General features: G+C 48.4%; 26 protein-coding genes. 16 read left to right on the top strand and 10 right to left on the bottom strand.

Features of this window, described 5'->3' with window-relative positions:
- Positions 1-5 precede the first annotated feature (5 nt).
- Genes trpD through KO512_RS06255 form a run of 3 tightly spaced genes read left to right on the top strand, consistent with a single transcriptional unit; the run spans position 6 to position 2,294 of the window.
- Positions 6-1,040: an anthranilate phosphoribosyltransferase gene (gene trpD, locus KO512_RS06245; protein ID WP_215951471.1), complete on the top strand. Its 1,035-nt coding sequence runs from the start codon at positions 6-8 to the stop codon at positions 1,038-1,040.
- A gap of 6 nt (positions 1,041-1,046) precedes the next feature.
- Entirely contained in the window at positions 1,047-1,859 is an 813-nt protein-coding gene (gene trpC, locus KO512_RS06250) for an indole-3-glycerol phosphate synthase TrpC (RefSeq protein ID WP_215951472.1), read from the top strand.
- 27 nt (positions 1,860-1,886) lie between these two features.
- Positions 1,887-2,294 (top strand): OsmC family protein, encoded by a 408-nt coding sequence (locus KO512_RS06255; RefSeq protein ID WP_126157349.1) that lies wholly within the window; start codon positions 1,887-1,889, stop codon positions 2,292-2,294.
- Between the two features lie 154 nt (positions 2,295-2,448).
- Here the strand turns inward: KO512_RS06255 and KO512_RS06260 are convergent, their stop codons facing one another.
- The 3 genes from KO512_RS06260 to KO512_RS06270 all read right to left on the bottom strand — a co-directional run bounded on the left by KO512_RS06260 (position 2,449) and on the right by KO512_RS06270 (position 7,568).
- On the bottom strand, positions 2,449-3,948 hold the full coding sequence (locus KO512_RS06260; protein WP_215951473.1) for a hypothetical protein: 1,500 nt from the start codon (positions 3,946-3,948) through the stop codon (positions 2,449-2,451).
- Positions 3,948-6,902, bottom strand: coding sequence for a hypothetical protein (locus tag KO512_RS06265; protein ID WP_215951474.1), 2,955 nt, complete (start codon positions 6,900-6,902; stop codon positions 3,948-3,950). The genes KO512_RS06260 and KO512_RS06265 overlap by 1 nt, the downstream gene beginning before the upstream one ends.
- Positions 6,903-7,001: 99 nt before the next feature.
- Positions 7,002-7,568, bottom strand: coding sequence for a cysteine hydrolase family protein (locus tag KO512_RS06270; RefSeq protein WP_215951475.1), 567 nt, complete (start codon positions 7,566-7,568; stop codon positions 7,002-7,004).
- 117 nt (positions 7,569-7,685) lie between these two features.
- Here KO512_RS06270 and KO512_RS06275 point away from each other — a divergent pair, with 117 nt between their 5' ends.
- The 6 genes from KO512_RS06275 (at position 7,686) to dnaB (ending at position 12,180) form a co-directional block, all read left to right on the top strand.
- On the top strand, positions 7,686-8,630 hold the full coding sequence (locus KO512_RS06275) for a GlxA family transcriptional regulator (RefSeq protein ID WP_215951476.1): 945 nt from the start codon (positions 7,686-7,688) through the stop codon (positions 8,628-8,630).
- A 142-nt stretch (positions 8,631-8,772) separates the two neighbouring features.
- Positions 8,773-9,246, top strand: a complete 474-nt coding sequence (locus KO512_RS06280; protein WP_215951477.1) for a hypothetical protein — start codon at positions 8,773-8,775, stop codon at positions 9,244-9,246.
- 143 nt (positions 9,247-9,389) lie between these two features.
- A complete protein-coding gene (gene rpsF / locus KO512_RS06285; RefSeq protein ID WP_215951478.1) occupies positions 9,390-9,836 on the top strand; it encodes a 30S ribosomal protein S6 in 447 nt (148 codons plus the stop codon).
- Positions 9,837-9,868: 32 nt separating this feature from the next.
- Positions 9,869-10,096 (top strand): 30S ribosomal protein S18, encoded by a 228-nt coding sequence (gene rpsR / locus KO512_RS06290; protein WP_215951479.1) that lies wholly within the window; start codon positions 9,869-9,871, stop codon positions 10,094-10,096.
- A gap of 120 nt (positions 10,097-10,216) precedes the next feature.
- Complete coding sequence (gene rplI, locus KO512_RS06295; protein WP_215951480.1) at positions 10,217-10,663, top strand: 50S ribosomal protein L9; 447 nt, start codon at positions 10,217-10,219, stop codon at positions 10,661-10,663.
- Between the two features lie 134 nt (positions 10,664-10,797).
- On the top strand, positions 10,798-12,180 hold the full coding sequence (dnaB, locus tag KO512_RS06300) for a replicative DNA helicase (RefSeq protein ID WP_215951481.1): 1,383 nt from the start codon (positions 10,798-10,800) through the stop codon (positions 12,178-12,180).
- Between the two features lie 296 nt (positions 12,181-12,476).
- Here dnaB and dauA read toward each other — a convergent pair whose 3' ends face one another.
- Entirely contained in the window at positions 12,477-14,222 is a 1,746-nt protein-coding gene (dauA, locus tag KO512_RS06305; RefSeq protein ID WP_215951482.1) for a C4-dicarboxylic acid transporter DauA, read from the bottom strand.
- 171 nt (positions 14,223-14,393) lie between these two features.
- Here dauA and KO512_RS06310 point away from each other — a divergent pair, with 171 nt between their 5' ends.
- Positions 14,394-14,588: a CopG family transcriptional regulator gene (locus tag KO512_RS06310; protein WP_215951483.1), complete on the top strand. Its 195-nt coding sequence runs from the start codon at positions 14,394-14,396 to the stop codon at positions 14,586-14,588.
- A gap of 207 nt (positions 14,589-14,795) precedes the next feature.
- Here KO512_RS06310 and KO512_RS06315 read toward each other — a convergent pair whose 3' ends face one another.
- The gene (locus KO512_RS06315) at positions 14,796-15,230 is read right to left on the bottom strand and encodes an acyl-CoA thioesterase (RefSeq protein WP_126159213.1); all 435 of its coding nucleotides are present in this window, start codon (positions 15,228-15,230) and stop codon (positions 14,796-14,798) included.
- Between the two features lie 71 nt (positions 15,231-15,301).
- On the opposite strand from KO512_RS06315, the gene KO512_RS06320 reads away from it, so the two are divergent.
- The gene (locus KO512_RS06320) at positions 15,302-15,946 is read left to right on the top strand and encodes a class I SAM-dependent methyltransferase (protein WP_215951484.1); all 645 of its coding nucleotides are present in this window, start codon (positions 15,302-15,304) and stop codon (positions 15,944-15,946) included.
- Here KO512_RS06320 and bioA read toward each other — a convergent pair.
- From bioA to KO512_RS06345, 5 genes are all read right to left on the bottom strand, one after another.
- Positions 15,943-17,244 (bottom strand): adenosylmethionine--8-amino-7-oxononanoate transaminase, encoded by a 1,302-nt coding sequence (gene bioA / locus KO512_RS06325; RefSeq protein WP_215951485.1) that lies wholly within the window; start codon positions 17,242-17,244, stop codon positions 15,943-15,945. The genes KO512_RS06320 and bioA overlap by 4 nt on opposite strands.
- A gap of 124 nt (positions 17,245-17,368) precedes the next feature.
- Positions 17,369-18,343 carry an SLAC1 anion channel family protein gene (locus KO512_RS06330; RefSeq protein WP_215951486.1) on the bottom strand — a complete coding sequence of 325 codons (975 nt, stop codon included), beginning with the start codon at positions 18,341-18,343 and terminating at the stop codon, positions 17,369-17,371.
- Positions 18,344-18,771: 428 nt separating this feature from the next.
- On the bottom strand, positions 18,772-19,500 hold the full coding sequence (gene tsaA / locus KO512_RS06335; RefSeq protein WP_215951487.1) for a tRNA (N6-threonylcarbamoyladenosine(37)-N6)-methyltransferase TrmO: 729 nt from the start codon (positions 19,498-19,500) through the stop codon (positions 18,772-18,774).
- 86 nt (positions 19,501-19,586) lie between these two features.
- Complete coding sequence (locus tag KO512_RS06340; RefSeq protein WP_215951488.1) at positions 19,587-21,320, bottom strand: Na/Pi cotransporter family protein; 1,734 nt, start codon at positions 21,318-21,320, stop codon at positions 19,587-19,589.
- A gap of 119 nt (positions 21,321-21,439) precedes the next feature.
- Complete coding sequence (locus KO512_RS06345; protein WP_215951489.1) at positions 21,440-22,153, bottom strand: ComF family protein; 714 nt, start codon at positions 22,151-22,153, stop codon at positions 21,440-21,442.
- Between the two features lie 84 nt (positions 22,154-22,237).
- Here KO512_RS06345 and bioB point away from each other — a divergent pair, with 84 nt between their 5' ends.
- From bioB to bioD, 5 genes are read left to right on the top strand one after another with little or no spacing between them, the layout of a single operon-like run.
- Complete coding sequence (gene bioB, locus KO512_RS06350) at positions 22,238-23,284, top strand: biotin synthase BioB (protein WP_215951490.1); 1,047 nt, start codon at positions 22,238-22,240, stop codon at positions 23,282-23,284.
- A gap of 49 nt (positions 23,285-23,333) precedes the next feature.
- Positions 23,334-24,512, top strand: coding sequence for an 8-amino-7-oxononanoate synthase (gene bioF / locus KO512_RS06355; protein WP_215951491.1), 1,179 nt, complete (start codon positions 23,334-23,336; stop codon positions 24,510-24,512).
- Positions 24,512-25,285 carry a pimeloyl-ACP methyl ester esterase BioH gene (gene bioH / locus KO512_RS06360; RefSeq protein ID WP_215951492.1) on the top strand — a complete coding sequence of 258 codons (774 nt, stop codon included), beginning with the start codon at positions 24,512-24,514 and terminating at the stop codon, positions 25,283-25,285. The genes bioF and bioH overlap by 1 nt, the downstream gene beginning before the upstream one ends.
- Positions 25,282-26,067 carry a malonyl-ACP O-methyltransferase BioC gene (gene bioC, locus KO512_RS06365; RefSeq protein WP_215951493.1) on the top strand — a complete coding sequence of 262 codons (786 nt, stop codon included), beginning with the start codon at positions 25,282-25,284 and terminating at the stop codon, positions 26,065-26,067. The genes bioH and bioC overlap by 4 nt, the downstream gene beginning before the upstream one ends.
- Positions 26,060-26,752 carry a dethiobiotin synthase gene (gene bioD, locus KO512_RS06370; RefSeq protein ID WP_215951494.1) on the top strand — a complete coding sequence of 231 codons (693 nt, stop codon included), beginning with the start codon at positions 26,060-26,062 and terminating at the stop codon, positions 26,750-26,752. The genes bioC and bioD overlap by 8 nt, the downstream gene beginning before the upstream one ends.
- Positions 26,753-26,861: the final 109 nt, after the last annotated feature.

The following is a 26,861-nucleotide window of genomic DNA, read 5'->3' on the forward strand; positions in this document are numbered from 1 at the left end:
ACACAATGGATATCAAACAAGCGCTGGCGCGGGTGGTCGATCATATCGATCTGAGCCGCGATGAAATGGTTGACGTCATGCGTCAGGTGATGACGGGTGAATGTTCGGAATCACAGATTGCGGGTTTTCTGATCGCACTACGCATGAAGGGTGAATCGATTGATGAGATCACCGGTGCCGCTCAGGTCATGCGAGAGCTGGCCACGCCCGTTAAGGCTACGGCAGCTCCGTTGGTGGATATTGTGGGCACCGGTGGCGATGGCGCAAACCTGTTTAACGTGTCATCCGCCAGTGCATTTGTGGCTGCGGCTTGTGGCGTACATGTGGCTAAACACGGTAACCGAGGTGTTTCTTCAAGCAGTGGCAGTGCTGATCTGCTTGAGCAAGCGGGTATTAATTTAGACCTGAGTGCCGATGCTGTTGCTAAGTGTATCGATGACGTCGGTGTCGGCTTTATGTTTGCTCCAGGTTTTCATGGTGCGATGAAACATGCCATTGGTGCCCGTCGTGCGCTGGGCACTCGAACGTTGTTTAACATCTTGGGGCCTATGACCAATCCCGCCGGTGCGCAGCGCCTAGTGATTGGTGTCTTCAGCAAGAAACTCTGTCGGCCGATGGCGGAAGTCATGCAGCAACTGGGTGGCGAGCATATTATGGTGGTGCATGCTGAGGATGGTCTGGATGAGATCAGCCTAGCCACCCATACCTATGTGGCTGAGTTGAAGGACGGTGACATTACTGAATATCGGATTACCCCTGAAGATCTGGGGATTGAAAGCCAAAGCTTGATCGGTTTAGTGATCGATAGCCCGGCAGAGTCACTGGCGTTGATTCGAAAAACGTTCTCCGGTGCCGAGGATAACACGGCTAAAAAAGCGGCGGCCATGATCGCCCTGAATGCCGGTGCAGCGATCTACCTGAGCGGCCAAGCGGCGAGCCATAAAGAGGGGGTTGCCCTTGCCTTGGACGCGATTAAGTCCGGTGCCGCACTGATAAAAATGCAAGCGTTGGCTGACATGAGTCAGTCGCTGAAGAGCTGAGTAAAGATGACTGATACCCCAACTATTTTAAAGAAGATTATCGCCCGTAAGCACGAAGAAGTTGCTGAGCGTCAGCCAAAGGTGAGTATTGCTGATCTGCAGGCAACCATTGCGCGCCAACAGGGATCTGCCTTTGATCCGCGCGGTTTTGCTGCGAGTATCGGCCGTACATTAGCTGAGGGGCGTTCTGCGATTATTGCGGAAGTGAAGAAAGCCAGTCCATCTAAGGGGGTTATCCGAGATCCGTTTGTACCGGCAGAGATCGCCCGTTCATATCAGGCCGGTGGTGCGAGCTGCTTATCCGTGCTGACCGATGCTGATTTTTTTCAGGGCAGTGAAGCTTACTTGATGGAAGCCCGAGCGGCTTGTTCGTTACCGGTTATCCGTAAAGACTTTATTGTTGATCCTTATCAGGTGTATGAAGCCCGCGCGATGGGCGCCGATTGTATTTTGCTGATTGTGGCAGCATTACAGGATGCGCAGATGGCTGAGCTAAATGCCTTAGCCACTGAGTTGGGGATGGATGTCTTGATTGAGGTGCATAATCAGCAGGAGTTGAAACGCTCACTGCCGTTAGGTAATCGCCTTGTCGGCATCAATAACAGGGACTTACACAGTTTTGAGGTTTCCCTCGATCATACCTTTGATCTGTTGGATATGATTCCTGATGATCGTATTGTGGTGACTGAGAGTGGGATTCAAACCCGCGCGGACGTGATCGCCATGCGAGAGCACAATGTAGATAGTTTTTTGGTGGGCGAGACCTTTATGCGGGCGGACGATCCGGGCGCGAAACTAGCCGAACTGTTCGCTAAATAATAATGATTTGAAGAAGGTGCCGCGATTATGCAAGCAAAAGTAAAATGGGACGGCGATGTTCGTTTCAAAGGGACGACCGGTTCGGGCTTTGATGTCACCATTGATGCCGAGCAGAAACAGGGCCCACGGCCGATGGAGTTGTTACTGCTCGGACTCGGCGGCTGCACTTCTTACGATGTGGTCGGTATTCTTAAGAAAACCCGTCAAGATGTTGTCGATTGTGTTGCTGAGCTTGAGGCCGAGCGTGCCGATACAGTACCGGCTGTTTTCACTAAAATTCACGTGAAGTTTATTGTCTCAGGACGCGGCTTGAATGAGAAAAAAGTCGAACGTGCGGTGAAACTGTCGGCAGAGCAATACTGTTCGGCGTCGTTGATGCTGGAAAAAGGCGGCGTTGAAATTACGCACAGCTTTGAGATTATTGAAGTCGAGTAACGGTCTTGGCTCACTCAATCTAAGATAAAGCCGCTTTCATCAGCGGCTTTTTGTTGTTCGATATAGTGGTCAGCATAGAGGTTGTAGGGTTCCGTTTTTTCAAGGTAATTCTTCTTGCCGGCATCCCTCTCCTACGGTCGTGCTGCTCCTGTCGTTAATGGTTACTTGTCTCAGCGGTATCAACGGCTGTAGGGGTGAACTCACCTTGGTGTAAGATGTAACCGCGCTCATCATCCCATTGCAAAGACATCAGTGTGTTGTCGTGCAACAGGCAAAGGTGTTGGCAGAAAGGTGTTGGCATCTGCCCCCGTATGAGAAGGAGGGAGTCTTTATCGAGCAGATAGTACTGCTGTTCTCCGTTGTAGATGCGTTCGATCAATCGCAACCCATTTTCGCTCACACTGCCTGTATAGAGGTGCTGAGTACTCTCTTCCACAAGGTCAACTAAGTTAATTAACTCTCTATCATGAGTGAGTACCGCATTGAACGGCGTGCTTCGCTCGCGTATTTGATGGCGCATATCGCTCAGCATATCATTGTAGATACCCCGTAATAATGGGTTATCAAGCATACGTTGATAAGAAGGTGTAAGTTCATCTACCGGGTTTGTTGGCCGGGTAACACTTTGCAGATAATTTACTTTTATCTCGGCGAGTAGACTCTTTTCTCGGCCATAGAAGCCCTGTATTAACAGGTTTTTATCGTTATCTCTGTAAAAGGTGTTGATGTAATAATCGGCATATTGATCCAGAGTGGGATGGAGAAAAAAACGTTCTAAGGGCTTTTCTCCTTTGTCGATAATGAAAACAGAGTCGCCTCCGCTAAGCACAAAAGAATCCTCATATTCTTTGCTAAGACTGAGTACTTTGTAAACGAGATTGCCACCAGGGTGATTGGCTAAGAGCAGCTCATTTTGTAGGCTGCCATCGGCGTTGAGAATATAGGCATATTGTCGCAGGGTCGTGCTTGATGAGTCTTCTGAGGCTTCACGTCGAACAACGCCAGCGAGGATATTGCCTTGCGAGGTGAGCAATAGTGAGTTGATCAGTGTATTGGGGAGTTCGCGGCGTTGTAATGTCTGGCCATCGGCTGAAATGAAAAAGAGGAAAGAGGAAAAACCATTTTCTTCATCGAGCATGAGCGGTGTCATCGCCAGTAGGGTTCGTCCATCGGGCAGACGAACCATTGGCCCTGAGGAGACAATATCATTTTCAAGCCGGTTGACCCAAAGCAGTTCGCCTTGCCGGTTGAGATGAAACAGACTGACGGCGATTTTTTTATTGGTGCTAGTAGAAAAAAGCTCCTTATCCGTCGAAGCAATATAAGAGGGGCTGCCGAGCAGATCATCTATTTCGTGTCGATTAAACTGGACGTTGATATCTTCCGAATGCAGCGTGGTGCCCGCAATATAATAACCGGAGTCATCGGCAATTAGCGCGCTAATTTGGTTGATATTATCCAAGGGATGTTGCCAACCATCGGTATATTCGCGGGTATTGAGTACGGGTAGGTTGTCCAATGTCAGAGAGGGGTAATGGGGTAACCCGTCCAAGGGTTTGACCTGGATCTGGTGATACAGGTTTTCGGGAATGTCATCGCTACTTGCCCAAAGCGATGGCGTAAGCAAGATAAGGAGAAGAATAAGAGTGCGCATTAGAGCTTCCAATCGAATGAGATCTGACAGGTTTCGGCATTGATTCGGGCGAGCATCGCGTTAGAGTTCACCGAACCTTCGTTATCCTTAATGTAAGCAACGACAAGGCCATCTTCCCAAGGTTCAGCCGATAGCAGGTTATCGCCAGGCTCGCCTATTATTTCAGCGTTGAAAGTCGTTTCATCCGGGGCAAGACAGTAAAGGAAATGTTGGATGGCTTTATCGTTTCTGCCACTGCCGTAGCTTAATTCCTTCTCACCAAAACCGACGATGCGTCCCTGAGAGGTTCGATATAGCTGTGTTAGCCCTTCAGGGGTTGTTAGTTGCTGCATGATAGAGCCGTCCTCGAGTGATAGTTTCGCGATGGAGTGTGCGCCGTCAATGCTATAGAACAGATTATTAGCTTCATCGATTAATAGACCATTCATGCTGTCCATATGGTGATAAACCCGGCTCCAGATAGGTTCGCCTTGGGGTGTTAATAGCGCAGCGTATGTGCGGAAAAAATTAAAGTGCTGATACAGGTGCCCAATAACCAGTAACCTACCATCAGCTAATGGCTGCAGCTTATTGATACGTGATCGGGCGTAGCCGAAGTTCATTTCGTAATGGCCTAACAGATCGCCCTTGTCATTCAGTACTTCATAGGCGGCATCATTGTTATGGTTGCCGATAGCATAGATATTGCCGTTAGCGCCAGAGACTAAATCAAGGGTGCGATCTAACAGGATTGCGTGACCTTTGGCGACGGGTTGAGCATGTTCAAAACGTAGTTGCTGAAAGCCTGAGATAAAATCTTGTTCGTTATCTCGGTTTACCAGCCAGCCGGGTTCATCATCTAAATCGTTGTCGAAGCTATCATAGCGGATATTGGTGATGGTGAGTGTCTGTTGTCGAGACCCCGGTATCGTTCGTAGTAAGGCTAGCTTATTGTTGCTATTCCCTAGAAGGGTGCAGCCGGTGGTATCACATGACATGCTATTGAGGGTGGTAGAAAAAGGTGAGTCATCTAACGTTAGGTAATGTCGAGATTCTATTTCAAAATCGGCAGAACGTTTTTCAATCCTCACATCATCAGCATTCGCTAAGATAATGTAAGCATGGTTATCGCTTAAGGCGTAATCGAGCGGTGTTAGATTGCCGCCACCAATGAGCGATGTCTTGGCAATCTCACCGGTGCGATTCAATATGGACGCGAGATAGCGGGAAACCATACGTTTGGGCTTGGATGATGAATACTGTGTTTCTGGACGGAAAAGCACCAGTGTGCGATCGGGGTAGTAATCTTGTTTTTGAAAATCGTAAGCAAAGTAGCGATGAAAGCTTCGATGGCCGACGGTCTCCATAGGAACCGCAGGAATAAAGGCTTCTGGTTGACTGGTGATATCGCCTATCGGTTGTAGCCGAGTGTCGTAAAGTGCGGTTGCGCGTTGGGTGGTGAGTGCGTAGCTTTGCGATTGTATGATGAGTGACTCAAAGGTGCCTAAGATATCAACCTGTTCTAGTCGCTCACCATTTTCGTTGAAAAGAGTTAGACGTGTTTTTTGGCGGCCATCAATAAATCGATTTTGCGCTAATAGTAGCTTGCCATCGTTAAAATATAGGCCTGCAGGTTTGTCGAGTATATTAAAAAAACGTTGTTCCCCGAGTGTTATATCCCAGAGCATGGAGCCAGTGGCGTCTTGTTTAGATAATTGATAGCGCTGCTTTTCATTGGAATAGCGCAATACATAAAGATCATCCTGTGGTGAAACGGCTAACTTCAACGGGATAGTGGCTAAGGTATGGTAGTGATCAAATTCATTCCCAAAGGCATGTATCATGCTATAAAAAATATTGATGTCTGTTTGCGTCGCGGCACCGTTATCGATTAATAGTTTGGCCATCTCTAATGATTCCATTGAGCTGTAACTCAACGCGAGATCCATCGGTGATTTTCCGTAAGCTCGGACTTTTTTAGGATCAATGCCCGAGTCGATATAGTGTTGAACCAGCGCATAGTTATGTTCGTCAACCGCGTTAGTAAATGGGTGGTCGAATGCACATTCGAGACCGAGATCAAATAGGACGACGCCACTCGGATCTGACATATCGCAATATTTTCGTAGGTGATGCTGGAATTGATCGTGGTCGGGGTGGGTGATAGCCAGATCGAGGGGCAGCCTCTCTATTAAATCTAAAAAGTCCCAGCTGTTTTCCTCGGTATAGGGAACAGCAGTGAACAGCGTTTGCATCATGATGCGTTGCTTGGGTGAGGCGCTATCGTAATCTACCGGATTAAACAGATTATCAATGCTTTCCGGGGAAAACATATCGGGGTATAAAAGGTAAAGCTGAAAGTAGGCATCCCCATCAAGGTATTCATTAAACATGGCGGCGGCTTCTTCAGGGGACGGTTGGTAGCCTGCTGCCAGAATCTCATTCATTAGAGAGCTGTCTGACGGATCATAAAGGACGTGGAGCTTCTGAGGGTCGGCAAGTGGTAAGTGATTCCATAGCCACCATTGGACTTCATCTTTATCGGTTAGATCAAGGGTGTTGGATAAGCGCACGAAAGCCTCGCGATCAACGATAACGCCTTTTTTCATCAACTCACTGGCTAATGAATGGTGACCACCCTCCACAGCGGCGACTAAGGTATTATCGCCGTTAGCGTCGGGTAGACTGAGGTTATGTCCTTTACTCAGCTGATAAAGCTGATTGAGACGCTCGGCGTCGCCGTCAAAAGCTGCCTGAGTCAAGGCCGTTTTACCATTAGGCAGTAGGGTATGAGGATTTTCGGTTATCTCAGCTGGCGGCAGACTATAGGCGTTTAGGCCGATTTTCTTCGGCTCGTCCCTTGGTTGAATGTCTACCGTTGCTGAGGTCTCTATGGTGTTAGGTGTCGAGATTGACGTCGCGATTAGAAGGAGCAGACCGATCACAGCGAGTAGTGTGAGCGCGTTTTTTAACATGTGATGCCTTAGGCTAGCTATTCGAGGAGATAAATCATACCCCGAATGCCTTGCCTTTTTATATTATCTAAGCCATTTTTGACGATTCAAATCAAACAATTAACTGATTTCCGCTAATAGAGTTTTCGTGTTCTCAATACGTGCATAGGCAAAGGCGAGTGATGCCATAAATGCTGCATGGGTCTGTTGTGCGGATACGGTGATCCCGCTGAAAACTTGATCCCGAGTGGTACAAGCATCTTGTGCCACGCTGACGTTATAGCCTATATCCGCTGCCGCTCTTACCCCCGCATCGATGCAGATATTACTCATTGCACCTACGACGATCAGGTTTTTAATGCCCAGTGAATCGAGGTCAGCTTGTAATGAGGTATTTTTAAACGAGTTGGCGGCATGTTTCAGTATCACCCGTTCACCATCTTTGGGGGTGAATATAGAGTGTATTTTGGCGCCTTCGCTAGCGGCCAAAAAGAACGGTGCATCGGCACTCTCAAACTCATGATAAACGTGAATCACGGGCAAATCCTGCTGACGAAACGCCGCCAGTAGTTTGGCGCCGTTAGCGGCCGCTTTATCAATATTGTCGAGTTCCCATTTACCGCCGGGGAAATAATCGTTTTGGTAATCAATTAACAGTAACGCTGTCTCTTTGTGTGATTTGTTCATGGGTATCTCCTTGGTGAGTCATTCAGTTGATAGGGCTATTATCTAGCGGGTTCGCTTCGTATACTGCAGTCGTATTTGACATATTTAAGGCAATAACTGACATATGGCGTTGTATCGATGAAAACCATTAAGATTGTGATTCTGTTGTATCCGGGAGTGATGAGATCTGCCGTGGAGGGACTACGTGAGCTGTTCGAGCTGGCTAGCCGTTTGAATCCGGTAGAGCAGGGGGAACTACAGTTTACTGTTCGCTTATTGGATTACACCGAGCTAGAACAGGGTGAGGGGGCATCAAACGCGGAGTTGGATCGTCCGCAGGTGGTGATTCTACCGCCCTGTATTACCGATCAGTTTTACCCAACAGAGCAGCCGCAACTGGCCGTCTGGTTACGTGAGATGCACGGTGCGGGCGTTCTGCTTTGTTCGGTATGTGCTGGGGCGTTTATTTTGGCGCAATCCGGTCTGTTAAATCAGCGTCCGGCGACGACCCATTGGTTGCTAACCGAACGTTTAGCACAGCAGTTTCCAGAGGTGTTGGTCGACGGTAATAAAATTCTGATTAACGATGGCGATCTGATTACCGCCGGTGGCTTGATGGCTTGGTTGGATCTGGGCTTGGAGCTGGTGGCGCAGTTTGCGAGTCCGGCACTGATGCGGCGGTTAGGTAAGCAGTTGGTGGTTGATACCGCTCCCCGCGAACAGCGTTATTATCGCTGCTTTATACCGCCCTTCAGTCATGGCGATCGGGTGATACTTAAGGTTCAGCATAGTTTACAAAATACTTATCAACTTCCGCTCACGGTAAGGAAGCTGGCGCTCGATAGTCATCTGACCGAACGGACTTTTCTGCGTCGGTTTGTTCGGGCAACGGGCTATAAGCCCAAAGAATACCTACAGCAGCTGCGTATCAGTAAAGCTTGTGAAGCGCTTGAAGCGTCTCTAGACAGTGTTGAAACAATCTCTCGGCGGGTAGGCTATGACGATGTCAGTGCTTTTAGGAAAGTCTTTATTCAGATCATGGGCCTTACACCGCGTGAATTTCGTGCCCGTTTTAGTCGCTAAAGGGAGATTCAAGGTTTGCATCACTTCAGTGTTGCGATAGGCTGGGGCTTAGAATTACATAACTTAATCATTAGGTTATCGGCGTATTCGTTGAGCGCTTATCAATATTCGATAGGTATTCCTGTTGATCAAAAGGATAAACATGCTATTTAAGGGCGTACTGCTGGGATTACTGATGTCTCAGTGTACCTTTGCCGCCGAAACGGAGATCCACCTGTTAGGGCGGTTTACGTATAAAGGGACACCGGTGAGTCAAGCCGTGATATTAACGGATAAGCGGGTGACCGGGTTAGAGCAATGCCGTGATTTTGTGCGTTATCAAGTCCGAGGCACTGAGCGGGGCAAAAATTACTATCGACATTATATTCGCGCGCAGCGTAAAGGCATCAATATTGTTACCCATTACACCTGCATTGAAACGTCGTTACAGGTGAGTCGTTGGAACGCCCATGATTTTTACGACAAGGTCTATTTAGTTGATCTACGTAATGGCCAACGCTTTACCCGCTATGCAGATACCAATAGTTGTTGGGCGGCGATACGTAAAGACCCAGACAAGCATAGCCGTAAGCTGTATTGCGCTAAAATGAATCAAACGCTATCACCTGCAGAATAGCGTAGTTATGTTTGTGTTTTCTCGATATTCGCGTATAATTTCGCCTCCCGTTGGCTATGCCATTGAGGGAACTCACTTTAACTCCTTGCTTTCTACCGTTTTTCGATGCGGCTGAAGGCTGTATAACCCGTAAGGAGCAATTAATGCGTCATTACGAAATCGTTTTTCTGGTTCACCCGAATCAGAGTGAACAGGTTCCAGCTATGGTTGAACGTTACACCAAGCTAATTGAAGAATCTGAAGGTCAAATCCACCGTCTGGAAGATTGGGGCCGTCGTCACCTGGCTTACCCAATTAACAAAATCCATAAAGCTCACTACGTTCTGATGAACGTTGAATGTGCTCAGGAAACACTGGACGAGTTAACTAACATCTTCCGTTACAACGATGCGGTTATCCGTAATCTTGTTGTACGTCGTAAAGATGCTGTTACTGATGTATCTCCAATTAAAGCTGCTGAAGGTCGTGAAGAGCGTCGTCCACGTCGTGAAGAGCGTTCCGATAAGCCTGCTGCACCTGCAACTGAAGCACCTGCTGCTACAGAAACACCTGCTGCAGAAGCACCGGCTGCTGAAGCTGCTGCCGAGTAATCGGTTTAATTTTTATTTAGAGGAGATATACCATGGCTCGTTTTTTCCGTCGTAGAAAATTCTGCCGTTTTACCGCTGAAGGTGTTACCGAGATCGATTATAAAGATCTAGATACCCTGAAAGGTTACATTACTGAAACCGGTAAAATCGTTCCTAGCCGTATCACTGGTACTAAAGCTCGTTACCAGCGTCAGCTGGCAACTGCTATCAAACGTGCACGTTACATAGCACTGCTGCCATACACTGACAGCCACCAGTAATAACGGTTAACTTACTGCACATTGAGACTGATTAAGTCGATGTGCATAGGTGATTAAACAAGTTTCAGCCCATAGATGTTTAGCATCGCTGGGCAAGCGTAAAAAATAGAGGTTTGCGAGATGGAAGTTATCCTGCTCGAGAAAATTGGCAAACTGGGTAGCCTAGGTGACAAGGTTACCGTGAAGCGTGGTTACGGTCGTAACTATCTTCTTCCTTTTGGGAAAGCGGTTCCTGCTACTGCAGCTAACCTAGAAACCTTTGAAGCACGTCGTGCTGAATTGGAATCTGCTGCAAATGAAAAACTGAACAGTGCTCAGACTCGTGCTGATCAACTGAACGAAATCGAACTGTCTATCGTTGCGAAAGCTGGCGAAGAAGGCAAATTGTTCGGTTCTATCGGTACTTCTGATATCGCTGATGCGATAAGTGCTTCAGGTATTGAAGTTGCGAAAAGTGAAGTTCGTCTGCCAGAAGGTGCATTGCGCACTACTGGTGAATTCGAAGTTTCTATTCAGCTTCACCCTGAAATTACTGCAATTGTCGGCATCATTGTTGTTGGCGAATAAGTATTGCTTTAATCTGGCGTAAGTCAGAGATGAGTTAAAAAGCACTGCGTAGTATTATACTGCGCAGTGCTTTTTTCGTTTTAGGCCAGTGCGATGGTGATACTGGTGTTTTGTTTGCTGAGGTAAAAGAGTTTATGGATTATCCGGATCCCAATGCTGCCGATATGGAAGGTGTAAAAATCCCTCCCCACTCACAGGAAGCAGAGCAATCAGTGCTCGGCGGCCTGATGCTGGACAATAATGCCTGGGATGCGGTTTCAGAAATCGTGCTGGAAGATCAATTTTATCGTCATGATCACCGGCTGATTTTCCGTACGATTGAGAAGCTAGTCAGTAATATGCAGCCGATCGATGTGGTGACTATCTCAGAGGAGTTGGATCGCACCGGTAATCTCGATGCCGCCGGTGGGCTAGATTATCTGATCGAGCTGGCGCGAAACACACCGAGTGCCTCAAATATTCGCGCCTATGCCGAGATTGTCCGTGACCGTGCGCTACTGCGTAAGATGATTACGGTGGCCCATGAGATCGCTGAGAATGCCTTTATGCCCGAGGGGCGTGCGGGTACCGATATTCTCAGCGAAGCCGAGCAGAAGATCTTTCAGATCGCCGAAGACCGACCCAATGAAGGTGGGCCGATCGGTGTTAATCCATTGCTGAAAAAGGCTGTGGATAAGATTGATGAGCTGTTCAACTCTGAAGGTGCGATGACCGGTGTGACCACCGGTTTTGATGAGCTTGATAAAGCCACCGGCGGGCTCCAGCCATCGGATCTGATTATTGTTGCCGCGCGTCCATCGATGGGTAAAACCACCTTTGCGATGAACCTCGTCGAAAACGCCTTGATGGCACAGGATAAGCCGGTGCTGGTGTTTAGTTTGGAGATGCCTGCGGATCAGCTCGTGACGCGGATGTTGTCATCCTTAGGACGGATTAATCAGACTAAGGTGCGTTCCGGTAAGTTGGAAGAGGATGATTGGCCGCGTTTGACGACTGCGGTGAATATGTTGCGGGATAAGCCGCTGTTTATCGATGACACGGCGGGTATTAGCCCAACCGAGATGCGTAATCGTGCACGACGTATTGTTCGTGAACACGGTGATATTGCTATGATTATGGTCGATTATCTTCAGTTGATGCAGCTTAAAGGCGGTAATAGTGAAGGTCGTACGGCGGAGATCTCTGAGATCTCTCGCTCGCTTAAAGCGTTGGCGAAAGAGCTGGAGTGTCCGGTGGTGGCGCTGTCTCAGTTGAACCGTGCGTTGGAGCAGCGGCCGAATAAGCGCCCTGTGAACTCTGACTTACGGGAATCCGGTGCGATCGAGCAGGATGCCGACGTGATCATGTTTATCTATCGAGATGAAGTGTATAACGAAGACTCGCCCGATAAAGGTATCGCCGAGATTATTATTGGTAAGCAGCGTAACGGTCCTATCGGTAGCAACCGTTTAGCCTTTATTGGTCAGTTTACCAAGTTTGAAAACCTGGCGCCGATGGGTTATCAAGAGTACGAATAAACGGCTAGCGTCGCCATGTGATTGGATGCGGTTTTTCATGCCGGAGAGGATTCTGGTGTGGGAACCGCCTCTAGCGGCGATATTATGAGGCTCTATCTTGACCTAACAGCTATGATGCGGTTTGCACAGCTCACCGCATCCTACGGGACTGCGTCTTATCGCCCCTAGAAGGTGCTCCTACACCGACTGTCAATTACGGCTCCAAATTCCTCTGTAGGAGCCGCCTCTGGCGGCGATATTATGAGGCTCTATCTTGACCTAACAGCTATGATGCGGTTCGCACAGCTCACCGCATCCTACGGAGCCGCATTGTCGGTGATGACTTTGGCGCTGGCCAACTCGATAGCTTCTGCCAGTGTGGGTGTGAAGACAAGTTTGTTATCGATCGGTTTGAGACCCGCTTTAGCGATGTTTTTCAGCGGCTGAAACTGTAGGTCAGCGATAATCACAAAGGCATCGTCTTGAAATTTTTCGTCCAGAAAATGATTCAGCGAGGAGAGTCCTCCAGCATCAAGAATCGGCACTGCGTCCATGTAGAGCACGATGTGGTGCTTATCTTTAGAAATCTCCAGTATCTCTGAAAAAATACGATCAGCAGCAGCAAAAAACAGTGGACCGCTAATTTTATAGACGGCCCAGTCTTCGGGCAGTATTGCAGGCACGTGCTTACGATTATCGCTCACGTCAGTTACCCGCGTCATCTGCGCAATATCACGCATAAAGAGTATCGATGCGAGGATAATACCAAAAGAAATTGCTACCACCATATCGATCATAACCGTCAGTGAAAAGCAGGTGACGAGTACGAGAATATCGCTGGTCGGGGCTTTTTTTAGTAACGAGACCACTTTAGGTGCCTCGCTCATATTCCAAGCGACCATTAATAGCATTGCGGCCATGGAAGCCATTGGGATATAGGCCAACCAAGGCGCCAGTATCAACAAGCTGGCAAGCACCACTAAGCCATGTATCACACCAGCAATAGGTGATTTAGCGCCCGCGCGATAGTTTGCCGCTGAACGGGCGATGGCTGCGGTGGCGGTGATGCCTCCAAACCATGGAGTGACGATGTTGCCGATCCCTTGACCTAACAACTCGACGTTCGAATGGTGACGGGTGCCGCTCATACCATCGAGTACCACCGCGCACAGCAGGGATTCAATGGCTCCCAGCATAGCGATGGAGAAGGCGATCGGCATGAGTTCGGTAAGTTTGTGGAAATCCCAGTCGATCAGTTCACCATCCGGGCCAGGTTGTAGCCAAGGCCAATTGAATTCAGGTAGCGCAGGAGGAATACCCTGTCCGACGGTACCATCGAGCAATTCATAGCTGAAACGGGAGCCAATGGTTTGGATATCAAACCCTGTTGAGGTTAATACCAGTGATAGAAGTACGCCGATAGCAACGGCGGGTAAGTGGCCCGGAATAGGAATGCGCAGTCGAGGCCACAAGACTAAAACGATAAGCGTGGTGGCGCCAATAGCGAACTCAGGAAGCATTAGCGTCGGTAACGCATGACCGAGTGCTGCGACCTTATCGATATATTTTTCCGGCATCTCATCTAGCTGAAGACCTAGAAAATCCTTCATCTGTAGGGTGGCGATCACCACCGCGATACCGGATGTAAAGCCGAGGGTTACCGGTTCCGGAATATATTCGATTAGTCTTCCTAGACGGCTTAAGGCCATGATAATCATCATGATACCGGCCATCAGTGAAGCGATAAGTAGCCCGCTGAGCCCGAACTGTTGGGCCACGGGATAGAGAATCACAACAAAGGCGGCGGTTGGGCCTGAGATGCTGTAACGCGAACCGCCGGTTAGCGGGATTAATATCCCTGCGATGATTGCCGTGTAGAGGCCGTATTGAGGGGGAATACCACTGGCAATAGCCAGCGCCATCGATAGGGGTATAGCGATGATGCCAACGGTGATACCGGCCATGATATCGCGATAAAGATCGGCGACACTATAGCCCTCCCTAAAGGTTTCACGTAAGGCGCTAAAAGGTTGAATACTATGCAGATGTAAACGATGCGACATGAACAATTGCTCTTGGTAAGGCGCGGTAGCTGACAGGCGGCTTGCCGGCCGAAATGAGAAGTGGCCTCTGACTCTGCTGAGTGGGGTCGTTACTATATGTAACATTACATGTTAACTGCTATATAAATCAATGTTAATATGATTAACATAAACTTAAGTTAAGGAATGGTAATGGAGCAGAGAACTGCGCGATTGACACTGTTGATTGATCCAAAAAAGAAAGCGACGTTTGAGAAGCTTTGCAGTGCGGATGACGTCACACCTTCGCAGATGGTGCGTAAATTGATTCGTGACTATATCGAAGAGAAGCTAGGGCCTGATTGGCGAGACGAGGTATTTAGTAAAGAGAAAGACAGTCATCGCTGAGTGGTAGATGACTGATTTTCTGCCGGTGGATCTACTTATTAGGTTATAAACAGAAACAGTGTCACAAGACTGTGTGTAACTCGAGGATAACTCTCTGAAAGCCCCTTGTTACGGGGCTTCCCATCGGTGGGTTAAAATTCGTTCAGTGTTGCGTTTCTGTCTATTTTTCAATCGTTTATCGTGATGTCTTGAGTGTTTTTTGAGCATTTACTCGACGACTTTCATAATGCTATCTTTAAATTTCTCGGGTACAGGTACGACTTTTCCGGCACTGTAATCAAAAAAGACAATACCGGTCTTCACATGGGCCATCTCGACAGCGGTTTTCTTATTGCTCAGTAGATAATAGATATCACAGCCATATTTATTAAAATCCCCCACGGTGACATCGATCTGAACTAGGTCGCCATGAAAACCTTCAGCCTTATACACAATGGCTGAATCGGTCATGATAATGCCTCTTCCTTCAATATCCAGTTCGGTGTAGTTACGTGATTTCAGGTAGCGTAGGCGGGCTTCATGTACTATTGATAACACAGAGTCGTTGCTGAGATGGCCGGCATAGTTAATATCACGAATCTGCACGGGGATCTCGGTGGTGAAGCTATAGTTTTCGGGCATATCAATTTTGATACGTGCCATGGGTAAACTCCTGTAAACAAAATAAATAATGACGCAATTACAACTTATAAGAGAATAGTGGAAGCCGAGCAATGAGTCTACGCAGTTATAACCCCTATTATCGTTGGCTGTTTCCTTGGCTATTGGATCGAGTATCTGCCGCGGTCGCTGATGAACGCAGTGAGCTATTAGATTTGGCGCAGGGTATCGTGTTAGAAATTGGTGCGGGTACCGGCAGTAGCTTTCACTGTTATCCTGATGCTGTGGATAAGTTAGTTGCGTTAGAGCCGGATATCGCTGTTATGCATTTGGCGCGTAAGCATCTGAATAAAATGCCAGCGTTGGTGCAAGCAAAAACCGAGTTATTACTGGCGGATGCCGAAGCTATTCCATTGGCTGATAATAGTGTTGATACCCTCGTCTCTTTTTTGGTGCTCTGTTCCGTACCACATCCGCAGCATGCGTTAGCAGAGATGCGTCGAGTGCTTAAAGCCGATGGTCAGTTACTCTTTTTTGAACATGTTTTAGCCGATGACCCTAAAGTACAGCGCTGGCAACATCGCCTCAACCCTTTTTGGCACCGTTGTGCTGGCGGTTGTCAGTTAAATCGAGAAACGGCTGAGCTGATTCAGCAAGCGGGTTTTAGTCTGCCAACCTACCAACGTTATCAGCATCAGTCTTTTCCTCGTTTAGTGGGTCAGCTAATAAGCGGAAGAGCGGTTAAAGCGAATGACTAGAGGCTGTTTGCTACCGTATGCTGCTGAATCACTGCGCAGATCCCTGCGGTTAGTGTTTTCAAATCTTCATCAGATATGACGTAGGGCGGCATCACATAGATAAGTTTGCCAAAGGGGCGAATCCAGATCCCTCGTTCGACAAACAGAGGTTGTATCTCGGCGGTGACCACCGGATGCTTCATTTCCACCACGCCGATGGCACCTAGGCAGCGAACATCGGCGACCGTGTCTAAATTCGCGCAGGGGGCTAGTCCGGTTGTTAGCTGCTGTTCAATGCGTGCAATATTACTTTGCCAATCAGATTCACGTAGAAGTTTGAGGCTGGCATTGGCAACTGCACAGGCCAGAGGGTTGCCCATAAAGGTCGGCCCATGCATAAAACATCCGGCTCCCCCTGCGGAGATAGTTTCACCGACATCCGTGGTGGTTAGGGTCGCCGCTAGGGTCATATAACCACCGGTAATCGCTTTACCGAGGCAAAGAATATCGGGGATGATCTGGGCATGATCACAGGCAAATAGTTTTCCACTACGACCGAAGCCGGTAGCGATTTCATCGGCAATGAGCAGGACATTATATTGATCGCATAATGCTCTTGCTTGCTTTAGATATTCTGGATGATAGAAACGCATCCCGCCGGCTCCTTGAACAATTGGCTCGAGTATCAGCGCAGCAATCTCGCCGTGGTGATCGCTTATCAGTCGGTTGAGTTCATCGCAATCACTGGCATCCCAGGGTTGGCCATATTTTATCTCTGGCGCTGGGGCAAAGAATTGCTGTGGCAGGACACCATTAAAAATTTCATGCATACCGTTGACGGGGTCACAGACGGACATCGCGCCAAAGGTATCACCATGATAGCCGTTACGAATGGTGATAAATTTGTGTTTGGCTGGTTGTCCTTTGGCATGCCAATACTGAATCGACATTTTTAGTGCGACTTCTACTGCAACAGAGCCGGAATCGGCTAAAAATACTTTTTGCAGCGGCTCTGGCGTCATCTCGACAAGTTGACGGCATAGTTCAATCGCCGGCTCATGGGTTAGACCACCAAACATAACATGGGACACTTGATCTATCTGGGCGTGGGCGGCGGCATTCAGACTTGGATGGTTATAGCCATGGATGGCTGACCACCATGAGGCCATGCCATCAATCAGCTCAGTACCATCAGCTAATGTTAATCGAACGCCTTTTGCCGATATCACCGGATAGGCTGCTGGAGGGTTGATCATTGAAGAGTATGGATGCCAGATATGTTGCTGGTCAAAACGGATCTGATCGCTGGCAATACTCATACTGATGCTCCGGTGAATGTGCTGCTGAAGTGCAGCGATAGAGTGTTTTTTAACGGTTTTTTGAATAAAAAAAACGAGCTATTACAGCCCGTTTTTCAGAAGAAAGCAACTTGCGGTGAGAGCTTTACTCCGGCACGCAGAACTCGTTGCGGATCACAGCCAGTAGGGTGCGGAAAAATAGCAGTACAATAATGACACTTGAAAGCGCGATAAGTACCAGCGATAAATAATAGAAAAATGGCTGTCCTAATTGGCTATACATTAACTGAGCAGCGATGGCTGCGGCGGCCAGTGGAAATGAATATGCCCACCAAGACATAAAGAACTTGATACGGGTAAAGCGAGGAGCCTGAACCAGTAATAGAACCACCAGAAACATGGCTGTGTAGAACAGAATGCGAGCAAAGTTATCCAGTTCACCATTGAGTTTCATATAGGAGATAAAACCAACGGCGGGTGGAGCAATCAAGATAAACATCGTTGGTAGCAGTTTATGAGGGATCGGATCATGAAATATCATTCGGTTCAGTACCAGTGTTTTTAGCACGATCCAGTAAACAATCCCAATGGAGAAAAAGAACCAGCTAATTTCGGTGTATCCGTGCTCAACGCCAGCAATCGGTACCAGAATATTACCCACCACAGGGATGAACCAAGCGGGGGTCATATGAATAACTTTGAATTTGGGGTGGTGAATCCACTGATTCAAAACATACACGGTGAGCAGCAGATGAATAACGCTACCGCTACTCCAGAGTATAAAGGAGAGCTGCTCTGATACATCCAGTGTTGCGATACTTAGCAGGAGCATGCTGATACTAAACGCAGGGAAAAAACTAAGTTTAATGGGATGATTAAACTCTTCGAGCACCGCGGGAGCTTTTAGCATGATCTTTAAAAGATAAATCAACGCTAAGATTAAAAATAGGCATGCGGTGACGATTAATAAAACATGGCCAATAATGGGGGGGGTTGAAAACACATGGCTGGCTTTTTCCCAGACCAGCGTCAAACCCGTCATGCCCATAATCATGGCGAAAAAGGTGATTGGAAAGTGCTGCAACTTAGAAGCGCTTGTTTGTTCTAGCTGGTTACTCATGTGATCATATCCTGAAGATTCACTTATCAAGGTACTGGCTGAATGGCTGGTGGAGTACTGTTATGTTTAGCAGGCCAAACGCTCAAGGACTTTACAATAGTGGAGCTTATCTTAAAACGATAAAGTTTTATTTAAAATACTACATTAGTGATATCTAATATAGTAGATTATTCATCTCCTTAAATCGAATTAAATTTTGTGTCTTTCAGTGTGATTTCAGTTACCGCGTCTATAGTCGCTTTAATGAAACAGCATGCAGGCACAGCCCGCTGCTGTTTTCGCCCGAGGACTGATCTGAACATGAGGCATAATGTCTGCTCACATTACTCATGGCCAGTGACGTCTCGGTGATCGTTTATGTGGATTTAAAGCAAAGTTTCTCTCTTTCGCAGCGCTTAGCGCTGCTTTTTTTATCTGTTGGTTATGTTCTAAACATCGTTATCGGGATTAATCTCGATCTGTAAAACGAGAATCGCCCGATCGTTGATCTCCCAGCGAATATTTAGATCATGCAAGCGAATCCCGTAGGTGCGTTGCTGCGCTTTTTGTTTATGGTAAGCAGGGCGAGGATCGCAACGTAACACCTCTTCAATCTGTTGCTGTAAAGGCAGATTTAACCTTTGGCTCTGTTGTTCGAGTGCAATTTGGGCTTCGGCTGAAAACTGTACCGGTAAATTCAATGTGTCGATCTTGCTAGCGATATCATAGTGGGCCTGCGGAAGACTATCTGAATAGGGAAGATAGGGTTTGATATCGACAATCGGTGTTTTATCCAGTAGATCAGCGCCGCTAACATCGAGAAAAACCTGCGCTCCTTCGCAGCGAACGCCCTCTAGTTTCACCGGAGATAAACCAATAGGGTTAGGCCGAAAAGGTGATCGTGATGCGAATACACCTAACTTTTCGTTGCCGCCGAGCCGAGGGGGTCTAACCAGCGGTGACCAGCCTTTATCTACGCAAGCGCTAAATATAAACAGTAGCCAAATATGGCTGCACTGTTCTAGTCCTCTAACCGCATCGGTACTATTGTAAGGCGGCAGTAATTCAATGCTTGCCGTCATTGAGCGAGCCAAGCCTGGTTGCCTCGGAATGCCGAACTTTTCTTTATAGCCGCTGTGGATAATGGCAATCGGTTCAAATACTAACGGTGAGCTCATGTTTAGGTATCAGTGACAGAGAAAAAAACAACATCGGCACTGTTATTGAGTGCCGATATCCTGTTAGGACTATTCTGCCCTCTGTGTTAGTTAACTGCCAGTTCTTCTGGAGGCAGAGGGACTTTTTTCGCTTCTCCCGTTGTCTCATGATGATCGGGTTCCGAGGTTTTCCGTTGCTCCGGTGCATCTGATTGATTGATGATCGGCGAGCGATGTTCAATAGGTGTCAGGCTACTCCAGTAGCGAGTGCTTTTTTCTGCTTGCTGACCGAGCCGGTGAACATGGCTGAGTGAGTCGAGCAGATCAGTCCCTTCGTCAGGGCTGAGTCGTCCATCAATCATCGCATCTAACACATGCAGTTTGATTTTATGGTAGGTCTTTTCTAATTCATGCAGCAGCAGGCGGCTCTTATCAGACGAGGTGTATGAATCATCGTCTATAGCGGCAGCATCCAGTATTTTACGGGTGATATCTTTCAGTTCATAAATGTCTTTTTGGGTATTGCTGTCACTGACCTGCTCAAAGCGCTCACAGTATTCGGCGATTAGGTTTGAAAGACGAGCGATCTCATTGAAATAGCGAGCGACCCGCATTGTGTTGGGTAAAATTTGGGAAATCTCTTCGCTGAGCGGTTGTTGCCCCAGCTTCTGGCTAAATTTACCTACCTCAACGATCAGCTGATTGATAATAAGTGATTGAGCGCGGATGGGTGTTCTGTCAGATAGATCCGCATCAAGGGATTGCTTGGCTAGGGAGGTTGCCATGCGACTCACTCGGCTGAGCTCACGGGTCATCGCCTCAATGGCTAGCAGGGGTGTTTCAAGAATATTGTTGTCCAGATAGCGGGGTTTGGCCAAGTCTTCATCACCGCGCCGAAAACGTTTCTCCAAAAACGCCACCATAGGATTCGTTAGAGGCCACATGATCAGCACGCCTGCGACATTGAATAGCGTGTGGAATAGGGCCAGTAGAATAACCAGATCAAAGTACCGGGTGAGATTTGAGCCGTTAATGATGCTGGATAAACTGATCAGTAAAAGTAAACCCGCAGCGCCGGTAATCAGGTTGAAAAAGACATGGGCGCAGGCGATTCGTTTAGCATTAGAGGTGGCACCGATAGCCGATAACGCTGCTGTAGAGGTGGTGCCTAGGTTTGCACCAATCACCAGTGCACCGGCGGTTGCGAGTGGAATAGCGCCGCTGGCTGCCAGCGATAGCGTGATGGCCATGGCGGCGCCGGATGATTGAATCAGTACGGTGAGAATAAACCCTGCCAGCACAAACAGCGCCAAACCATAACTGGTCTGACTAATGGCTTCAAAGGGGATGCTGTTCTCTAGGCCGCTAAAGGTGTCTTTGAGAAACGATAAGCCAACAAAAAACAAGCCAAAGCCGGTGAGTGTGGTGCCTAAGTGGGCATAGCGTTTTTCACCGCCGATCAGACGCATGATCATACCGATGCCGATTATGGGCAGTGCGAACGCACTAATATTAAAGTTAAAACCAATGGTGGCAACCAGCCAGCCAGTCATGGTGCTACCAATATTGCAGCCATAGATAACCGCGATCGATTGCCCTAAATTGAGCAAGCCGGCATTGACGAAACCGATGGTGGCCACTGTGACAGCGGTGGATGACTGTACCAGTGCGGTAATAGCAGCGCCAGAAATGAGGCCTCTAAAACGTGAGCGAGTGGCTGCTTCTAGGGCTTTTCGTAGAGAGTGACCGGCGGCCCGTTTCAAGCCGTTGGTCATCAGTTGCATGCCGAGTAGAAAAAGTCCGATGCCTCCGATCAGATCACCAATATTACTCAGATCCATGATGGGCTCCTTACAGGGGGATAACGGGCAGGTTTATTATTATCAAATTTTGAGTGTTAAGGCCTAACCTAATAACGAGCCCCTTAACGCTCGGGCTGCACAATAATGAAAGCGCTAATTCAGCGTAAATGCAACTCTTTTGCCGTGCGGGCAATAACCCAGATATAAATCTGCTGAGCCCCTGCCTGCTTTAAAACTCGGCTGATTTCTGCGGCGGTGGTGCCGGTAGTCATGACATCGTCGACAACCGCAACTGAAGTAGGTGGTGTGCCGACACATTGAAAACTGTTGCGTAGGTTTTTCCGTCGAGCTTTGCGGTCGAGGTCGGCTTGATGTTGGGTGTTTGCCGTTTTAATCAGTAAGGTGTTGCTGAACGGGATGTCCAGCTTGCGAGCCAAATGTTTTGCCACTAACGCGGCCTGATTGTACTGCCGTTCCTGTAGACGTTTAGAGTGTAGCGGAACGGGGATGATCAGTTCGGGCATAGGTGCTGCTTGTAGCCGCTGGCTTAATAACTCAGCCAGTGGGTTGAGATAGTGTGTTTGGCCATTGAACTTGGCCAATTGCACCAGTTGATCGATCGGGAAACGATACTCAAAGGGGGTGATGACCTGATGAAAGGGTGGTGATTTCTGTTGGCATTGAGGGCAGATAAAGGAAAGCGCTGTGTGGTGCATGGGTTCGGCGCAGCGTAGGCAGGCGTTACCAATCCAAGGTAGATCATCAAGGCAGGCCTGACAGATTTGAGCCTCTGCTGGTGGCCGTAAACCACAGAGGATACAGGGCTGACTTAGATTAAATAATAACCAGTTGTTTTTATATTGTTTAATCATAGGTTGACAGATCCTTCTGTCCTATTAAAATTAGCCTTTCACTAAATCCTTATCATTCGGATCTATTACAGGATATATACGGCGATGCAGCAAGACCAGACAGAGATCAGACACGATTGGAGCGAGCAGGAAGTTCGTGCGCTATTCGAACTCCCTTTTAATGACCTGCTATTTAAGGCTCAGTTGGTTCATCGCCAATACTTTAATCCGAATGAAGTGCAGGTGAGTACTCTGCTCTCGATCAAAACCGGCGCTTGCCCTGAAGATTGTAAGTATTGTCCACAGAGTGGTCATTATAATACGGGTCTTGAGAAAGAGCGCCTGATGCAGGTTGATGCGGTGCTGGAGAAGGCTAAACAGGCGAAAGAATCGGGTTCTACTCGTTTCTGTATGGGGGCGGCTTGGAAGCATCCTGCCGATAAAGATATGCCCTATGTCATCGAGATGGTGAAAGGGGTCAAAGCACTCGGTCTAGAAACCTGCATGACCCTAGGCATGCTGGATGAGGGCAAAGCAGAGCAGCTAGCAGATGCAGGGCTAGATTATTACAACCATAACCTCGATACCTCGCCAGAGTTTTACGGCAATATTATCACCACTCGAACCTATCAGGACCGTCTTGATACCCTGCATCATGTGCGTGAATCCGGTATGAAAATTTGTTCTGGTGGTATTTTAGGTATGGGTGAAACCGCCACCGACCGTATCGGCTTACTACGCCAACTGGCGAACCTGCCTAAACAGCCTGAAAGTGTGCCGATCAATATGTTGGTTAAAGTGAAAGGCACACCGCTGGAAAATGCGGAAACCTTAGATAATCTCGATTTTATCCGCACCATTGCGGTGGCGCGGATCATGATGCCGCAATCCCATGTGCGTCTCTCGGCTGGCCGTGAAAATATGAGTGATGAGATGCAGGCCATGACCTTTATGGCAGGGGCGAATTCTATTTTCTACGGTGAGTGCTTGCTGACGACACCAAACCCTGAAACCCATCGCGACCTGCAATTATTTAAACGTCTGGGGATCAATCCCGAACAGCGAATTTCTGAAGCGGATGATACTCAAGAGCAGGTGATCATTAACAATCTGCAGAAACAGCAAGATAAGTCGTTCTTCTACGAAGCCTGATTTACGCTATCCGCTGGGCTGTCATGGATAGCCCAGCAAGGAAGTGACCATGTCTTTCGATCAATTGCACGCAGAATTGCAGGCACGCAAAGCACAGTCTTTGTATCGTCAGCGGCGTATTTTACAAAGCCCGCAGTCACCGCAAGTAATGGTCGACGGTAAGGCTTGTCTGGCTTTTTGCTCTAATGATTATCTCGGCCTTGCGAATCATCCTGAAGTTATTGCTGGGCTCAAAGCAGGTGCCGATCGTTATGGTGTCGGTGGCGGGGCATCTCATTTGGTCAATGGCCATAGCCAGGCTCATCATGCCCTTGAAGAGGAGTTGGCAGACTTTACGGGTCGCCCTCGTGCGTTGTTATTTTCTACCGGTTATATGGCCAACATTGGCGCCATAACGGCGTTGTTGGATAAGCGGGATGGGGTGTTTCAAGATCGAGTCAATCATGCCTCGTTATTGGATGGGGGCTTACTGAGTGGCGCGCGCTTTCAGCGTTTTTTACACAATGATGCCGATAATCTAAACACCCGACTACAACGCACCGATGCACGACGTAAGCTGGTGGTCTGTGATGGTGTTTTTAGTATGGATGGAGATCTCGCTGAGTTACCCACAATATGTGACACGGCCGCACAGCATAAAGCTTGGGTGATGGTTGATGATGCCCATGGTTTTGGCTGTATTGGTGCTCAGGGGCGAGGTACGGTTGATCATTTCGGGCTGGGTAATGACGATGTGCAGATTTTAGTCGGTACGCTGGGTAAGGCTTTTGGCACCTCCGGCGCTTTTGTGGCTGGCTCAGAAGAACTGATCGAAACCTTGATTCAGCATGCCCGAACTTATATCTATACCACCAGTATGTCGCCGGCGGTGGCAGCGGCAACGCGAGTCAGTTTGAAGTTATTACAGCAGGACGAATGGCGTCGAGATAAGCTTAATGACCTGATACTGCGTTTTCGTCAGGGTTGCGAGCAACTGGGTTTGCCTGTTATGGCATCAGCGACACCGATTCAGCCGATTATGGTGGGGGCTGCCGATAGGGCGATGGCAATCAGTGCCGCACTCGAAGCAAAAGGTATCTATATTGGCGCGATTAGGCCACCAACTGTCCCCGAGGGGGGCGCTCGTCTACGAGTGACGTTCAGTGCTACCCATACCGATGCACAGCTTGATCGCTTGTTGGATGCGCTGGATGAGGTGATGGTTGGCACGTCAGGTAGAGCAAATTGATGCTCTATTCTCAGCAGTATGGTTCTCAGCTGAATTCAGACGTCCCCTCTTTGGTGCTGTTACACGGTTGGGGGATGCACAGCGAGATTTGGCAGACATTAATACCCGAGTTACAGCAGCAGTATCAGGTGACGGTTATTGATCTACCGGGGTTGGGCCGTAGTGCTGAATGTTTACCTGAGGTTTATGATCTTGAAGCGGTCGTGGCATGCTTAGCCGAGGTTGCGCCGGCATCGGCTATTTGGTTTGGCTGGTCGTTGGGTGGCATTATCGCGATGGCGTTTGCGCAGCGTTATCCCGACAGGGTTTCAAAGGTGATCACTTTAGGGAGTAGTCCCTGTTTTGTTGAGCGTGAAAATTGGCCCTTTGGTATGGGTGAGACCACCTACGGCCAGTTTGAGTGTGACTTGCAAACGAACTCTGCGAAAACCCTACAGCGTTTTAACCGCTTGCAAGTGCATGGTAGCGCCACTGCTCGCGCGGACCTGAAAATACTCAAACAGATTGTGGCAGATGTTCAGTCTAGTGAACGAGGCTTAAACGCTAGCTTGGCGTTACTGCGACAAGACTACCGTGAGCTGTACCGAGCTATCGACTTACCAACGCTGCATCTCCTGTGCGAACGGGATACGCTCGCGTCAGCGGCCATGATCGATGCACTCTCTCAATTGCAGCCCGATGCAAATGTTGCCGTGCTTGCAGAACAATCCCATGTTGGTTTTCTGTCTGCCCCCGCGTGTCTAGCTGAAAAAATTCGGCAGTTTTGCCCATGAATACTCAATTTTTGAAGCCTCAGATTGCCGAGTCATTTAGCCGTGCGGCGGTCAGTTATGACGGTGTGGCGCAATTGCAACGGGATATCGGTCATCAGCTACTCAATCAATTGCCTCACTCATCCTCAGAGGTGGTGATGGACTTGGGTTGTGGTACGGGGTACTTTGCACCCCTGTTAGCAGAGAAGTTCAAACCGCAGCAACTGATCTGTTTGGATTTAGCTCAGGGGATGTTGGCCTACGCGCGCGAACATCGGGCGACCCCTAATGCGCTTTGGCTATGTGGTGATGCGGAGAATTTGCCGTTGGCAGATAGCTCTATTGATCTGATCTTTTCCAGTTTAGCGATTCAGTGGTGTGAGGACCTCCCCTCATTGTTTAGCGAAGTGGCTCGGGTGCTAAAGCCCGGTGGACGCTTTCTGTTCAGTACCTTAGGGCCGGATACGCTGTATGAAATCCGTGAATCTTGGTCGGCGGTTGATTGTTTTCAGCATGTGAATCGTTTTATTAGTTTTAGCCAGTTGCAGGCGAGCGCTGAGGGTTATCTGCAACAAGTGAGTTTGAGGCAGGCACCCGAAGTGCTGCTTTATGACCAGTTACGCGAATTGACCGCTGAGTTGAAAGGGATTGGTGCGCATAATATTAGCGCTGGTCGCCCCAGCGGTTTAACCGGCAAGGCGAGGATGATCGCTTTTAAACAAGCGTACGAACAGTTTCGACGGTCGGATGGCCAATTGCCGGCGACCTATCAAGTATTTTATGGTGAGTATATTAATGGCTAAGCGTACTTTTTTTGTCGCTGGAACCGATACCGATATGGGTAAAACGCTGGTTTCCGCGGGCTTGTTGGCCGCTGCTAATCAGCAGGGGTTGTCTACCGTTGGTGTGAAACCGGTTGCGGCGGGGTGTGAGAAAACAGAGGCAGGTCTGCGTAACAGTGATGCACTTTTATTACAGCAGACAGCCTCCATCAAGCTGAGTTATGAACAGGTTAACCCGATTGCTTTTGAATCTCCGATAGCGCCTCATATCGCGGCGCAGTTATTGGGGCGTCGATTGGATGCCGATCGCATCGCAGCCCTGTGCCGTGGTGTGATGATGCAGCCCGCCGATTTTATGATCATTGAAGGGGCGGGTGGTTGGCGTGTGCCCTTGAATAATCGGCAGACTTTGGCTGATGTTGCTAAGTTGTTGCGTACCCCTGTGATTCTGGTAGTCGGCATGAAACTGGGCTGTATCAGCCATACTTTGCTAACCGTCGAAGCGATTGTTAAGGATGGACTGCGATTAGCGGGCTGGGTTGCCAACCAAATAGAGCCGCAGATGAGTTGTTACGATGAAAATCTGGAGACGCTGAAATCGATGTTATCAGCGCCACTGTTGGCTGAAGTCCCTCATCTTGAGGCGTGTAGTGCTGAAAAAGTAGCCAGCTATATTGATTTGGCATCGCTAATGACTGATCAATAAATGAACTATTTGTTCGGCTGAGCTATAATCAACCAATATTGCTAAATATTATGATCAATTATTACGGTGATATTGGCTGGTTAGGCTGAATTGTTAGTCGTCTGGCAAG

The organism is Amphritea atlantica (assembly GCF_018860855.1).
In the GTDB taxonomy this organism is placed as follows: domain Bacteria; phylum Pseudomonadota; class Gammaproteobacteria; order Pseudomonadales; family Balneatricaceae; genus Amphritea; species Amphritea atlantica_A.